The sequence below is a fragment of the Plantactinospora sp. DSM 117369 genome (genome assembly GCF_053764795.1).
In genome coordinates this window covers 7,126,137-7,139,107 of sequence record NZ_CM132446.1, presented here as the reverse complement: position 1 = coordinate 7,139,107, position 12,971 = coordinate 7,126,137, and the positions used below count along the sequence as shown (strand labels likewise).

Genomic DNA, 12,971 nt, shown 5'->3' with positions numbered 1-12,971 from the left:
GCGGAGGCGGTCCGAACTAGCCGACCGGCGTGCCGCCGGGCTGGCTGCCGGACGTGGTCGCGACCGGCCCGGCATCCTCCTCGGTGGTCTCGAAGAGCAGGCAGGACGAGGTGGCGTGCGCGACCAGCCGGCCGCTCCCGTCGGTGAGCCGCGCCTCGGCGAGGGCGGTCCGGCGGCCGCGCTGGATGACCGTGCCCTCGCAGCGCAGCATCCCGCTCTGCACCGTCACCGGGCGGAGGAACTTCACGTTGAGATCCATCGTCGTGTAGCCCATCCCGGCCGGCAGCGTGGTGTGCACGGCGCAGCCGGCGGCGGTGTCCAGCAGGATCGACAGCACCCCGCCGTGCACCGTGCCGAGCGGGTTGTAGTGGAACTCCCGCGCGGTCATCTCGACCGAGACCCGGCCCTCCTCGGCGGTCATCCGACCCATCCCGATCAGCTCGGTGACCGGCGGCGCGGCCAGCTCGCCGGCGATCATCGCGCGGAGCAGGTCGAGTCCGGCCCGCCGCCCGAGCTGGGCCGCACTGTCTGTCGGATCGGCCCACGAGAAGGTGCGGTGGCGTTGGCCCGCCCGCGTGTCGGTCACGTCGTCTCCTCGCTTCGCTCGTCGTCGCCATGACCTGGCAACCTGTGCTGCCTGGTGACCTCGCAGGGCTCGGTCACGTCGTCTCCTCGCCGGGCTCGGTCACGTCGTCGCCCCGTTTCGCCCGGTCAGAGGGCAGCTTCCCAGGGGGTTGCTGGGTCTGTCAACGAGACCTAGCCTAGGTCACATGGTGGCACCGGAGGCGCTGGGATGGTCGGTCGACAACTGCACCATCGGGCGGGCGATGGCGATCCTCGGCGAGCGGTGGACCGTCGTGGTGCTGCGCGAGGTGTTCAACGGGATCCGGCGCTTCGACGACATGCGCCAGCGCACCGGGATTCCCCGGCAGGTGCTCACCGACCGGCTGGCCATGCTGGTCGACGAGGGTCTGCTACGCCGCGAGCCGTACCGGGAGCCGGGTGCGCGGTCGCGGCACGAGTACCGGCTCACCACAAAGGGGCTCGACCTGTGGCCGGTGCTGGTGGCGGTGCTGGAGTGGGGTGACCGCTATCTGGCCGACCCGGAGGGATCGCCGCTGACCACGGTGCACCGGGACTGTGCCGCGCAGGTGCGGGTCGTGCTCCGCTGCGCGGACGGTCACGAGGTGACCTCGCCCCGGGACGTGCTGCCCCGCCCCGGCCCCGGCGCACACCGCCGGCGCTGACGAGAGTCGGGCGGGAAGCGCCGGACCGGTCTTGCGACCCTTCCCGCCCGAGGACTGCTACCAGCGGAATCCGGCGCCGTACGAGATCTCGGCCAGCACCTGCTGCCCGGAGGCGTTGGGGTGGAAGTAGTCCCAGCCGGACAACTGGCCCAGCGTGAACGGATAGTTGAACACCGCGTTGCCGTCGAACACGCAGTTCGACCCGTACGCGGCGCAGGCCTGGGCGAGCTGGCTGTTGTAGTCGACCACCCGTTGCCGTACCCGGCTGCGCCGGTCCACGTCGCCCTGCGCGCTGGAGGTCGGGCTGGCCAGCATCGACTGGCAGATGCTGAAGAGGGACCACGCCGTACGGGCGGCGAGGCTGCCCCGGCCGACCGACCAGAGCCGCTGGATGTCGGGCACGCTGATCACGAACACCCGGGCGTTCGGCAGCCCGGCGCGGAGCCGGCCCAGCGCGGCGTCGATGTTGCTCCGGAAGGTGCTCACCGGGGTCATGCCCGACTCGGAGCTGGCGCAGGCGTCGTTCGCGCCGATCAGCATCGTCACGTAGCCGACGCCCTGTGAGACGGCGACGTCGGCCTGGCCGGCCATGTCCGCGGATTCGGCACCGGACTCACCGTTGTTGTGGTTGCGCCCGCCGATCGCCGGGTTCACCGCACGGATCCGCAGATAGTGGCTGTTCACTCCGGCATCGTCGCCCGTGCTGAACGAGCGGGACGGGCAGTCGACGTACCAGCCGCAGGCGTTGAATCCCCGGGTGATCGAGTCACCCAGGCTGGCCATCGAGGCGGGCGGTGGACCGGGATCGGCGTGCGCCGGGCCGGCGACCAGCCCGACCGAGGTGACGGATACGACGGCGGCGAGGAGGGTGGACAGGAGGGTGGCGGTGCGGCGGGGAGCGGACATGGGCGGCCTCCGGATCGCGGTTGCCTGAGCCGGCTGGGAGTGGGCGAATCATATAGACCGGGCTGAGTCTCCACAACGGAGATGACCATAAGGCGAACGCCCTGTTGCAGGCGATATGTTAGGCACCTTGTTCATGATCTTAGATGTCTGAATACTCGTATCAGATGTGCCAACTCGGCGCAGACACCTCCAAACCCCCCTTGGGAGGCTCTACATGCGACCCACAAGGTCTTCGATCCGCCTTGTCGCGATCGCGTCCGCGGCCGGCTCCCTCGTCGCCGGCATGCTGATCGGCGTACCGGCACAGGCTGCCCCGGTCGCCACGCCGGAGGCGGCGACGGCGCTCTCCGAGCGGCTCGGCGCCCGGTCCGCCGGGACGTACCTGGGCGCCGACGGCAAGATGGTCGTCACGGTGACCGACGAGGCGGCGGCCCGCCAGGTCCGGGCCTCCGGGGCGACCGCCAAGGTCGTCGCCCGCGGCTCCGCCCAACTGGCCGAGGTCACCGCCGAGTTGGACCGGTCGGCCAGGATCCCCGGCACCGCGTGGTACGTCGACCCGGTCACCAACCAGGTCGCGGTCGACGTGGACAGCACGGTCACCGGTGCCAAGCTGGCCAAGATCAAGGCCGTCACCGCCCGCTTCGGCGGCGCCGTCCGGATCCAGTCGATCCCCGGCACGCTGAGCACCACCATCTCCGGCGGCAACGCGATCTACACCAGCAGCAGCCGGTGCTCGCTGGGCTTCAACGTCCGCAGCGGCAGCACCTACTACTTCCTCACCGCCGGCCACTGCACCAACGCCGGCGCGAACTGGTCGGCCAGCTCGGGCGGTTCGGTGATCGGCACCCGGGCCGGCAGCAGCTTCCCCGGCAACGACTACGGCATCGTCCGGTACGCCAGCGGTGTCGCCCAGCAGCCGGGTGACGTCTACCTCTACGGCGGCTACCGGGACATCACCGGTGCGGCCAACCCGACCGTCAACCAGTCGGTGCAGCGCAGCGGCAGCACCACCGGGCTGCGCAGCGGCCGGGTGACCGCGCTGAACGCCACCGTCACCTACCAGGGCAGCGGCACCGTTTCCGGCCTGATCCGGACCACCGTCTGCGCCCAGCCGGGCGACAGCGGCGGCCCGCTCTTCGCCGGCAACACCGCGCTCGGCCTGACCTCGGGCGGCAGCGGCAACTGCAGCACCGGCGGCACGACGTTCTTCCAGCCGGTGGTCGAGGCGCTCAACGCGTACGGCGTGAGCATCTACTGAGCTGATCCGGGCCGGCGATCGATCGGCGTGATCGGGATCCTCGGCGGTAGTCCGGCGAACGGCCGGCACCCGCCCTCCCGGTCACGCCGATCGGCGTGACCGGGACCGGCCTCGCCGTCCCGGGGCGGGTGTCGTCGTCCCCACGTGGGTCCGGTCCCGGGTCGGGTGCCGTCATTTCATTCCCGTCGACGGGGTCGATCGCAATCACGGTCAACCGGGTGCCGTCGCCGGTCGCCGGCGGGGCCGGCGGAGCAGGGTCAACACCACGACCAGCGGCCAGATTGCCTCGGTGCCGGCGATCAGCCGTTCGGCCAACCCCGCCCAGCCGCCGTCGGGCAGTTGCAGTGCCAACCACAGCCCGAAGCCGAGCATCACCAGCGAGGCCGCGCCGCCGGCCGCCGGACGCAGCACCCACGGCCGAGCGGGTTGGCGAGCCGGCCGAGCCCTTGCGGGTGGCTCGCCGCGTACGCCGCGGCCATGGTGACGGCCGGATCGGTCCGCCGCCTGGTCCACGGGAGAGCGGCGCGGAGCGTCGGCGCCCGGCCGGTCGTGCCGGGACGCGCCCTGCCGGTACCTCTTCCGGTCGCGCCAGGGGACCGGCAAGGCAGCCACCGCCGGCCAGGCCGCCAGCGCCACGAAGGCGACCACGGCGGCGACCCCGTGCACCCGGGGCGTCTGGGAGTCGGTCTTCGGCACCGCCGCCACCAGGATCGTGGCCGCCCCGCCGCTGCCGTAGAGCACTCGGGCGGCGGCGCGGACCGGGCGCAGACCGATCGCGGTGACCAGGTGGGCCACCCCGAGCCCGGCGAGGCAGCCGACCAGGATCTGCCGGTCGAGCATCCCGTACGAGGAGAGCGAGCTGACAGTGTCCGCCCACGGGTCGTACCCGGGCGGTTGCCGCACGGCTGCGGTGGTCCATCCGATCACCAGCAGCATCGGGAGCGCTGCCGCCGAGAAGACCGCCCACCAGGGCACCGCAGGCATGTCGTCACCCTACGTGACAGCATGCTCGGGTACGTGTCGATATGCCGCTCTGCTCGCCGCTCCCGCCGTCCCCTCCGGCGACCGCTGGAGGCCGAGGGGATTGGCCGACTCCGATTCGCTGGCATCGTCCCGGTGCGCGGTGCGGCCGATCTCCGAGCTGCCTTCGGGATCGGCCGGTCGGCCAGGGCGTCAGCCCGGGCGGAACTGACTCGGTGGTCGGCTAGGGCCGGCCGGCTGGCCAGCCGAGTGCCCGGTCGAGCCGGGTCCGGACCGCCCGTGCGTCCGCGCCGACCGCACTGACCAGCACGGCCGGCCCACCGGCCAGCGGCAGCACCGCCGCCGCCACCGCCGGCTCCGGCCGCACCGGCCCGGCCGCACCGGCCGTACCGGCCGCCGGCTCCGGCGCTGCCCCACCCGACGGCCCGGCCCGGTCCGGCGCGTTCGGTCCGGGTGGCACCGCCGAGTCGTAGCCGGCCGGCCCGGGTGGCGGAGATCCGGTCCAGGCCGGGTCGACCATCAGCACCGAGCCCACCGCCCGGGCGCCGCCGAGCACCGCCGGGCCGGACCAGCCGGCGGCACCGGGTCCGACAACGAGATCGTTGCGGAGCAGGGTACGACCGCCGTACCGCGCCGTCATCTCCAGCCGTACGTCGCCGACCGGCTCGGCGTGCCGGCCGCAGACCAGTTCCTCGCGCCAGCACAGCGCCGCCCCTTCGGCCAGCTCGACGACGCAGGTGGTCCGGTGTGCACAGCCGGCCGCCCCGATCAGCGGCTCGGGCAGCCAGCGCAGCCGTCCACCGGCCGCCACCCGGGCCTGTACGACGAGCCGGGACTCGGCACCGTCCCGCGCCGGCAGCGCCAGCGACGCGGCCACACTCCGTACGCAGAGCCGCGCTCCCGGCCCGACCTCGATCTCGATCCGCAGCCGGTCGCCGCCGAGCGGGCCGGCCGCCCCGCCGACGAGGTGCAGTTGGACCTCGCGCCCGGGACCCGCCGGGCCGACCGGTCCGGTCCGCCGGGGCAGCAGCGGCGGTTCGCCGCGCAGCACGGTCAGCCGGGTCCCCCGCAGCGGGTCGGCCTCGGCGACGATCCGGGCCAGTGCCCGCATCAGCCCCGGTGCCCCGGGTGGTCGTCCACCGGTACCGCCGGTGCCGGCAGCAGCGTCCGGATCCAGTCGGCGACCGCCGTCGCGGCCGGATCCTCCACCAGGGAGAGGAAGACCGTGGGCAGCGCGCCGCGCCGGGCGGCCGCGTCCCGGGCCATCACCGACAGGTCCGCGCCGACCAGCGGAGCGAGATCGGTCTTGTTCACCACCAGCAGGTCCGCACCGGTCACCCCGGGGCCACCCTTGCGTGGCACCTTGTCCCCGCCGGCCACGTCGACCACGAAGATCTGCCGGTCCACCAGTCCCCGGCTGAAGGTGGCGGTGAGGTTGTCCCCACCGCTCTCCACCAGGACCAGGTCCAGCGGCCCCAGCAGGGCCTCCAGTTCCTCCACCGCGTCCAGGTTGGCCGAGATGTCGTCCCGGATCGCGGTGTGCGGACAGCAACCGGTCTCCACCGCCCGGATCCGCTCCGCCGGCAGTACGCCGTTGCGGAGCAGGAAGTCGGCGTCCTCGGTGGTGTAGATGTCGTTGGTGACCACGGCCAGCCGCAGCTCGTCGGCGAGGGTCCGGCACAGCGCGGCGACCAGTGCGGTCTTGCCCGAGCCGACCGGGCCGCCGATGCCGACCCGGACCGGTACGGAGCCGCCCGACCGGTCCACCGGCGGATGGGGGTCGACCTCCGGGTCCGGGTGCCGGTGCGGCACCTCGCCGTCGGGGTGCTGGTGCGGTGTCCCGCCGTCCGGGTGTCTGTGCGGGCCGGTTCCGTGGTCGGGTCGGTCAGGATGCAAAGAGACGCACCTCCCAGCTCGCGTGAACCTCGGCGCCGATCTCCAGCAGCGGGGTGGAGTCGGCGGGCAGCCGGTCGACCGGATCGTCCGCCCCGGCCACGGCCAGCGCGGCCAGCCGGTCGCAGACGCCGGCCAACTCGGCGAGCAGGGCGTGTACGGCGTACGGGTCCAGGCCGAGTAGCCGTACGGCGGCGCTGGCCGGCCCGCTGACCGTCCCGTACGCCCCGGTGACCGCCGCCTCGGCCGGGGAGAGTCCGGCGGCGGCAGCCACCACGCCGAGAGCCACCGGATGGTGTGGATTCCGGATCACCGGATCGACCGGCCACATCGCCCGGCCGGCCCGGAGCAGCGCCCGACCCTGCGCCCGGGAGGCCCGACGCAGCGCCGGAGACGGGGTGCGGGCGTCCATCCCCTGGTCGAGCGCGTCGGTCCTCGCGATGTCGTCAGCCTTCGCGGCGGCGCAGGCGGCCGCCGCGAAGGCCGCGCCGACCCGGCCGGTGCCGGCGAGCCGGCCGTGCAGGAAGGCGGTCAGCCCGGCCAGGTCGCGGAGCCGGCCGCTGGTCACCGCCGCCTCCAGCCCGCCCGAGTGGGCGTGGCCGCCGGCGGGCAGCCGGCCGTCGGCGAGCACCAGCAGGGTGGCGAGTCCGGTCACGGCGGTCAACCTTCAGAAGAGGAAGTAGCGCTGGGCCATCGGCAGCTCGACCGCAGGCTCCGGCTCCACGACCGCGCCGTCGATGCGTACCGTGAAGGTGTCCGGCTCGACCTCGATGCGCGGCAGGGCGTCGTTGCCCGGCAGGTCGGCCTTGCCCCGGGAGCGGGTGTCGGCCACCGGTGCCAACGCCCGGCGGATGCCGATCCGGTCGCCGAGCAGAGCGTCGATGGCGGCCGGGGCCACGAAGGCGAGGCTGGTCGCGGCGGGCGCCGCGCCGTACGCGCCGAACATCGGCCGGGGCAGCATCGGCTGCGGGGTCGGGATCGAGGCGTTGGCGTCGCCCATCTGGCCGAGCGCGATCATGCCGCCCTTGAGCACCAGGTGCGGGCGTACCCCGAAAAAGGCCGGGTCCCAGAGCACCAGGTCGGCGAGCTTGCCCGGCTCGACCGACCCCACCTCGCCGTCGATGCCGTGCGCGACGGCGGGGCAGATCGTGTACTTGGCGACGTACCGGCGGGCCCGCAGGTTGTCGGCGGCGCCGTCACCGGGCAGCGCGCCGCGCCGGGCCTTCATCACGTGCGCGGTCTGCCAGGTACGCAGGATCACCTCGCCGACCCGTCCCATCGCCTGGGAGTCCGAGCCGATCATCGAGATCGCGCCGAGGTCGTGCAGCACGTCCTCGGCGGCCATGGTGCTCGGCCGGATCCGGCTCTCCGCGAACGCCAGGTCCTCCGGCACGGTCGGGTTGAGATGGTGGCAGACCATCAGCATGTCGAGGTGCTCGTCGAGGGTGTTCCGGGTGTACGGCCGGGTCGGGTTGGTCGACGACGGGAGTACGTTCGGCGCTCCGGCGACGGTGATGATGTCCGGCGCGTGCCCGCCGCCCGCCCCCTCGGTGTGGTACGCGTGGATCGATCGCCCGCCGATCGCCCGCAGGGTGTCCTCGACGAAGCCGGCCTCGTTCAGCGTGTCGGTGTGGATCGCGACCTGCACGCCGGAGGCGTCGGCGACCCGCAGGCAGGTGTCGATCGCGGCCGGTGTGGTGCCCCAGTCCTCGTGCAGCTTGAAGCCGCCCGCCCCGCCGCGCAACTGCTCCCAGAGCGACTCCTCGCTGACCGTGTTGCCCTTGCCGAGCAGCAGGACGTTGACCGGCCAGGGGTCGAGCGCCTCCAGCATCCGCCCCAGATACCAGGGGTTCGGGGTGACCGTGGTCGCCTTGGTCCCCTCGGCCGGGCCGGTACCGCCGCCGATGATCGTGGTGATCCCGCTGGCCAGCGCGGTTTCCAGGATCTGCGGGCAGATCAGGTGTACGTGGCTGTCGATCGCACCGGCGGTGAGGATCCTGCCGTTGCCGGAGATGATCTCCGTGCCCGGTCCGATCACCAGCTCGGGGTGGACCCCGTCCATGGTGTCCGGGTTGCCGGCCTTGCCGAGCGCGACGATCCGGCCGTCCCGGATGCCGACGTCGGCCTTGACCACGCCCCAGTGGTCCAGCACCAGCGCGCCGGTGATCACCGTGTCCGGGGCGCCGTCGGCGCGGGTGACCAGGGACTGGCCCATCGACTCGCGGATCACCTTGCCGCCGCCGAAGACCGCCTCGTCGCCGTACCCGCAGTGGTCCTGTTCGACCTCGATCAGCAGGTTGGTGTCGGCGAGCCGTATCCGGTCGCCGACGGTGGGGCCGTACAGGGCGGCGTACCGGCGCCGGTCCAGGGTGCTCACGACACCTCCCCGGTGGGGTCCGCGGCGGCAGCACCGGGGTCGGGCGGCTCGGTCCGGTCGAGTGGGCCGGCGCACTCGCCGCGCAGTCCGGGGACGATCCGGGCGCCGCCGAGCGGCACCAGGTCGACGTCCCGGCCGATGCCCGGCTCGAACCGGACGGACGTGCCGGCCGGTACGCCGAGCCGGTGCCCCCAGGCCGCCGCCCGGTCGAACTCCAGCGCCGGGTTCGCCTCGGCGAAGTGGTAGTGCGAGCCGACCTGGACCGGCCGGTCCCCGGTGTTCACGACGGTCAGGGTGCGGACGGGTCGGCCGGGGTTGATCGTCACGTCGCCCGTACCGGGCAGCAGTTCGCCGGGGATCACGCCCGCCCCCGTCACGGAATCGGCTCGTGTACGGTCACCAGCTTCGTACCGTCCGGGAACGTCGCCTCCACCTGCACCTCCGCGATCATCTCCGGAACACCGTCGAGTACGTCGTCGCGACCGAGCACGGTCCGCCCGGCTTCCATCAGCTCGGCGACGGTACGCCCGTCCCGGGCGCTCTCCAGCAGGAACGCCGTGATCACGGCGACCGCCTCCGGGTGATTGAGCCGCAGCCCGCGCTCACGTCGGCGCCACGCCAGATCGGCCGCGACATGGACCATCAGCCGTTCTTGCTCGTGACGGGTGAGGAACATCTACACCTCCGCAGCGGGCGAGGACTCAGCGGATCGTGTCAGTCAGAGATTTCGATGAGGTTACGACCACCGCGCGCCGGTGGCGACTTGCCGGGGCCAATCGGTCAGCCGGACGGAGCCCCGGCGGACGGGCCGGACGGAGCCTGGCGGAGGGGCGGACCAGGGCCGGCATCTTGACGAAATCCTGACGCTTCTGAGTTTTCACAAACTTGTGAAATGGGCGTAGCGTCGGCGCCATGACTACTGCTATCTCGGTCTCCGGCGTGGTCAAGTCCTTCGGCCGGAGCCGCGCACTGGACGGGCTGGACCTTTCCGTCGACGTCGGCGAGGTGCACGGCTTTCTCGGTCCGAACGGTGCCGGGAAGTCGACCACCATCCGGGTGCTGCTGGGACTGCTCCGGGCCGACGCCGGCCAGGTGAGCCTGCTCGGCGGGCACCCGTGGCGGGACGCGGTGGCGCTGCACCGGCGGCTGGCGTACGTGCCCGGTGACGTGAACCTCTGGCCGAACCTGACCGGCGGCGAGGCGATCGACCTGTTCGGGGCGTTGCGCGGCGGGCTGGACCGGCGGCGCCGCGACGAGTTGCTGGAGCGCTTCGAACTCGACCCGACCAAGAAGGCCCGGACGTACTCGAAGGGCAACCGGCAGAAGGTCGCCGTGGTCGCCGCGTTCGCCTCCGACGTCGAGCTCTACATCCTCGACGAGCCGACCTCCGGGCTCGACCCGCTGATGGAGGCGGTCTTCCAGGAGTGCGTACGCGAGGTGAAGCGGCAGGGCCGGACGGTGCTGCTCTCCAGCCACATCTTCTCCGAGGTGGAGGCGCTCTGCGACCGGGTGAGCATCATCCGGCAGGGTCGGACCGTGGAGTCCGGCACCCTGGCCGAGCTGCGGCACCTGACCCGTACCGCCATCTCGGTGGAGACGGCCCGACCGATCACCGGGCTGGTCGAGCTGGCCGGGGTGCATGACGCCCTGGTGGACGGCACGCACGCCCGGTTCGACGTCGACTCGGCCGAGCTGGATCCGGTGCTGCAACACCTGCACCGCTTCGAGTTGCGCGCGCTGACGAGTTCGCCGCCCTCCCTGGAGGAGCTGTTCATGCGGCACTACGGCAGCCGGGAAGCCCACGACGAACTGGCCGGTGTCTGATGGCCGGCACCTTCACCGGCACCGCCCGGCTCACCCGGCTCGCGCTGCGCCGGGACCGGATCCAACTGCCACTGTGGATCGTCGGTACGACGGCGCTGCTCGCCTTCACGTACGCCGCCGAGCAGGAGCAGTTCCCGACCGAGGCCGACCGGCTCACCGCGTTGCGTACCGCTGCGGAGAGCCCGGCGATCCTGATGCTGCGCAACGCGCCGAGCGGGATCACCGACGGCGACATGCTGGCCTTCCAGATCCTCGCCTTCCTCGCCGTGCTGGCCGGGTTCATGAGCATCCTCGCCGTAGTCCGGCACACCCGGCAGAACGAGGAGACCGGGCGTACCGAGATGATCGGCTCGATGGTGGTCGGCCGGCACGCCAGCCTGACCGCGGCGATGATCGTCACCGCCGGGGCGAACCTGCTGCTGGCCGCGCTGCTCGCGCTGACGCTGATCGGCAACGGCCTGCCGGCCGGCGGGTCGATCGCGTTCGGCCTCGGGGTCGGCGCCGCTGGCCTGACCTTCGGTGCGATCGCGGCGGTCGCCGCCCAGCTCAGCCAGGGCGCCCGGGCGGCGAACGGGATCGCCGCCGCCGCGATCGGCGCCGCCTATCTGGTACGCGGACTCGGCGACGCGTTCGGCGAGGTGCGGCCGGACGGCTACACCATGACCAGTGCCTGGCCGTCCTGGCTCTCCCCGATCGGCTGGGCCACCCTGGTCCGGCCGTTCGCCGACGACCGCTGGTGGGTGCTCGTGCTCCCGGTGGCGGTCTTCGCCGCCCTGCTCGCAGCGGCCTTCGCGCTGGCCGACCGCCGGGACGTCGGGATGGGCATGATCTCCGCCCGGCCCGGACCGGCCCGGGCCGCCACCGCGCTGCTCAGCCCGCTCGGCCTGGCCTGGCGGCTCCAGCGCGGCACGCTGCTCGGCTGGGCCGTCGCGATCGGCCTGTTCGGGGTGGTCATCGGCTCCCTGGCCGGCACGGTGGCGGACGCGTTCGCCGGCAACGAGGGTGCGGCACGGACGATCCGGGAACTCGGCGGCGAGGGGGCCCTGGCCGACTCGTTCTTCACCGCGATGCTGGCCATGGTCGGGGCGATGGTGGCCGGCTACGTGGTGCAGGCGATGCTGCGGGTCCGGGCCGAGGAGGCCGGCGGGCGGGCGGAGCCGCTGCTCGCCACCGCCACCGGCCGGCTGCGCTGGCTGGGCAGCCACCTGCTCGTCGCGGCCCTGGGCGCGGTCTTCCTGCTGCTGCTCGCGGGCGTCTCGGCCGGCCTGGTCGCCGGGCTGAGTGCCGGCGACCTCTCCGACCGGCTGCCCGACCTCGGCGCCGCCGCGCTGGTGCAGACCGCGCCGGCGCTGATCATGATCGGGTACGTCGTGCTGGTCTTCGGCCTGCTGCCCCGGCTGGCCGTCGGGCTGGGCTGGCTCGGCTTCGCCGTCAGCCTGATCTTCGGTCAGTTCGGCGAGCTGCTCAACCTGCCCCAGGCGGTGCGGGACGTCTCACCGTTCAGTCACGTACCGGCACTGCCGTCCGCAGAGGTCTCGGCGACCCCGCTGGTGCTGCTGGCAGTGGTGGCAGTGGCGCTGGGCGCCGCCGGCCTGGCCCTGTTCCGGCGCCGCGACCTGGCACTCTGACCCGTACCGTCCCGGCATTCGACCGGTACCTGCCCCCGGCCGCCCGTACCGCCCCGCCAGCCGCGCCTCGACGGGCGCGGCTGGAGGCGTTGGTCCGCTCACGCGGTGTTGAGGCACAATTACACGATCTTCAGAAACGAGCGAAGGACGAAAATGACGCGAACCGACGTTCCGCGGGACGAGGAGGCCGTACGCCGTTTCGTCGAGCAGTTCGCGTTGTCCTTCAGCGATCTGGGCGTACCCCGGATGGCGGCCCGGGTGCTGGGTGCCCTGATGGTGACCGACGAGCCCGGGCTGACCGCCGGGGAGATCGCCGAGCGGCTCGGCGTCAGCGCCGCCGCGATCTCCGGCGCGCTGCGCTATCTGCTGCACGTCAACCTGGTGGTGCGGGAGCCGGTGCCGAACTCCCGGCGGGACCGCTACCACGCCCCGGACGACATCTGGTACACGGCGGCCGTGCAGAGCGGGGTCTACCAGAAACTCGGCGACCTGATGCACCAGGGTGTACTGGCGGTCGGCGGCGACGTGTCGCCGTCCGGTACCCGGCTGGCCGACATGCGCGACTTCCTGTTCTTCGTCCAGGACGAGATGGCCGCGCTCGTCGAGCGGTGGAACGAGACCCGGCGGCGCGAGCACGGGGAGCGGGCCGGCTGACCCCGCCGAGCCCGCTCGGCCGGAACCCTCCCCAGTGGTCGTCGATGGGCGCACGCTGCGCGGATGCCCCGAGCTGTCCGTGATTTGTCTGCCTGAGCAAATGTCTCATGACCGGTACATCTGTAACATGAGTGATATCCGGGGTGACCGAGTCCGTCGATCATCGACCTGGCGACCCGGCCGGCGGTCAGGCAGTGACCTGT

General features: G+C 72.9%; 14 protein-coding genes. 5 read left to right on the top strand and 9 right to left on the bottom strand.

The window, feature by feature from the left end; all coding sequences use genetic code 11:
• Positions 1 to 16 precede the first annotated feature (16 nt).
• Entirely contained in the window at positions 17 to 586 is a 570-nt protein-coding gene (locus ACSMXO_RS30085; protein WP_455414771.1) for a PaaI family thioesterase, read from the bottom strand.
• Between the two features lie 184 nt (positions 587 to 770).
• Between ACSMXO_RS30085 and ACSMXO_RS30080 the strand changes: the two genes are divergently transcribed.
• Complete coding sequence (locus ACSMXO_RS30080) at positions 771 to 1,247, top strand: winged helix-turn-helix transcriptional regulator (RefSeq protein WP_455414770.1); 477 nt, start codon at positions 771 to 773, stop codon at positions 1,245 to 1,247.
• A 57-nt stretch (positions 1,248 to 1,304) separates the two neighbouring features.
• Here the strand turns inward: ACSMXO_RS30080 and ACSMXO_RS30075 are convergent, their stop codons facing one another.
• Complete coding sequence (locus ACSMXO_RS30075) at positions 1,305 to 2,153, bottom strand: GDSL-type esterase/lipase family protein (protein ID WP_455414769.1); 849 nt, start codon at positions 2,151 to 2,153, stop codon at positions 1,305 to 1,307.
• A 214-nt stretch (positions 2,154 to 2,367) separates the two neighbouring features.
• Here ACSMXO_RS30075 and ACSMXO_RS30070 point away from each other — a divergent pair, with 214 nt between their 5' ends.
• Positions 2,368 to 3,411 carry a S1 family peptidase gene (locus ACSMXO_RS30070; protein WP_455414768.1) on the top strand — a complete coding sequence of 348 codons (1,044 nt, stop codon included), beginning with the start codon at positions 2,368 to 2,370 and terminating at the stop codon, positions 3,409 to 3,411.
• Positions 3,412 to 3,621: 210 nt separating this feature from the next.
• On the opposite strand, the gene ACSMXO_RS30065 is transcribed toward ACSMXO_RS30070, so the two are convergent.
• The 7 genes from ACSMXO_RS30065 to ACSMXO_RS30035 form a co-directional block, all read right to left on the bottom strand.
• Complete coding sequence (locus ACSMXO_RS30065) at positions 3,622 to 4,395, bottom strand: DUF998 domain-containing protein (RefSeq protein ID WP_455414767.1); 774 nt, start codon at positions 4,393 to 4,395, stop codon at positions 3,622 to 3,624.
• A 220-nt stretch (positions 4,396 to 4,615) separates the two neighbouring features.
• On the bottom strand, positions 4,616 to 5,503 hold the full coding sequence (locus ACSMXO_RS30060) for an urease accessory protein UreD (RefSeq protein ID WP_455414766.1): 888 nt from the start codon (positions 5,501 to 5,503) through the stop codon (positions 4,616 to 4,618).
• The gene (gene ureG, locus ACSMXO_RS30055; protein ID WP_455419338.1) at positions 5,503 to 6,159 is read right to left on the bottom strand and encodes an urease accessory protein UreG; all 657 of its coding nucleotides are present in this window, start codon (positions 6,157 to 6,159) and stop codon (positions 5,503 to 5,505) included. Before ureG ends, ACSMXO_RS30060 begins: the two co-directional genes overlap by 1 nt.
• Before the next feature lie 118 nt (positions 6,160 to 6,277).
• Complete coding sequence (locus ACSMXO_RS30050) at positions 6,278 to 6,940, bottom strand: urease accessory protein UreF (RefSeq protein ID WP_455414765.1); 663 nt, start codon at positions 6,938 to 6,940, stop codon at positions 6,278 to 6,280.
• Positions 6,941 to 6,952: 12 nt separating this feature from the next.
• Positions 6,953 to 8,662 (bottom strand): urease subunit alpha, encoded by a 1,710-nt coding sequence (locus ACSMXO_RS30045; RefSeq protein WP_455414764.1) that lies wholly within the window; start codon positions 8,660 to 8,662, stop codon positions 6,953 to 6,955.
• A complete protein-coding gene (locus ACSMXO_RS30040; RefSeq protein WP_455414763.1) occupies positions 8,659 to 9,039 on the bottom strand; it encodes an urease subunit beta in 381 nt (126 codons plus the stop codon). The genes ACSMXO_RS30045 and ACSMXO_RS30040 overlap by 4 nt, the downstream gene beginning before the upstream one ends.
• A complete protein-coding gene (locus tag ACSMXO_RS30035) occupies positions 9,036 to 9,338 on the bottom strand; it encodes an urease subunit gamma (RefSeq protein WP_278062759.1) in 303 nt (100 codons plus the stop codon). The genes ACSMXO_RS30040 and ACSMXO_RS30035 overlap by 4 nt, the downstream gene beginning before the upstream one ends.
• A 236-nt stretch (positions 9,339 to 9,574) precedes the next feature.
• Between ACSMXO_RS30035 and ACSMXO_RS30030 the strand changes: the two genes are divergently transcribed.
• From ACSMXO_RS30030 to ACSMXO_RS30020, 3 genes are all read left to right on the top strand, one after another.
• Positions 9,575 to 10,486, top strand: coding sequence for an ABC transporter ATP-binding protein (locus ACSMXO_RS30030; protein ID WP_455414762.1), 912 nt, complete (start codon positions 9,575 to 9,577; stop codon positions 10,484 to 10,486).
• Positions 10,486 to 12,114, top strand: a complete 1,629-nt coding sequence (locus tag ACSMXO_RS30025) for an ABC transporter permease (RefSeq protein WP_455414761.1) — start codon at positions 10,486 to 10,488, stop codon at positions 12,112 to 12,114. The genes ACSMXO_RS30030 and ACSMXO_RS30025 overlap by 1 nt, the downstream gene beginning before the upstream one ends.
• A gap of 153 nt (positions 12,115 to 12,267) precedes the next feature.
• On the top strand, positions 12,268 to 12,768 hold the full coding sequence (locus ACSMXO_RS30020) for a GbsR/MarR family transcriptional regulator (RefSeq protein WP_455414760.1): 501 nt from the start codon (positions 12,268 to 12,270) through the stop codon (positions 12,766 to 12,768).
• The last annotated feature ends 203 nt before the right edge of the window (positions 12,769 to 12,971 follow it).

Coding starts and splice junctions, on each gene's coding strand:
- ACSMXO_RS30060 (WP_455414766.1), bottom strand. CDS start 5,503: ATGCGGGCACTGGCCCGGATCGTCGCCGAGGCCGACCCGCTGCGGGGG.
- ACSMXO_RS30080 (WP_455414770.1), top strand. CDS start 771: ATGGTGGCACCGGAGGCGCTGGGATGGTCGGTCGACAACTGCACCATC.
- ACSMXO_RS30075 (WP_455414769.1), bottom strand. CDS start 2,153: ATGTCCGCTCCCCGCCGCACCGCCACCCTCCTGTCCACCCTCCTCGCC.
- ACSMXO_RS30065 (WP_455414767.1), bottom strand. CDS start 4,395: ATGCCTGCGGTGCCCTGGTGGGCGGTCTTCTCGGCGGCAGCGCTCCCG.
- ACSMXO_RS30070 (WP_455414768.1), top strand. CDS start 2,368: ATGCGACCCACAAGGTCTTCGATCCGCCTTGTCGCGATCGCGTCCGCG.
- ACSMXO_RS30030 (WP_455414762.1), top strand. CDS start 9,575: ATGACTACTGCTATCTCGGTCTCCGGCGTGGTCAAGTCCTTCGGCCGG.
- ACSMXO_RS30035 (WP_278062759.1), bottom strand. CDS start 9,338: ATGTTCCTCACCCGTCACGAGCAAGAACGGCTGATGGTCCATGTCGCG.
- ACSMXO_RS30020 (WP_455414760.1), top strand. CDS start 12,268: ATGACGCGAACCGACGTTCCGCGGGACGAGGAGGCCGTACGCCGTTTC.
- ACSMXO_RS30025 (WP_455414761.1), top strand. CDS start 10,486: ATGGCCGGCACCTTCACCGGCACCGCCCGGCTCACCCGGCTCGCGCTG.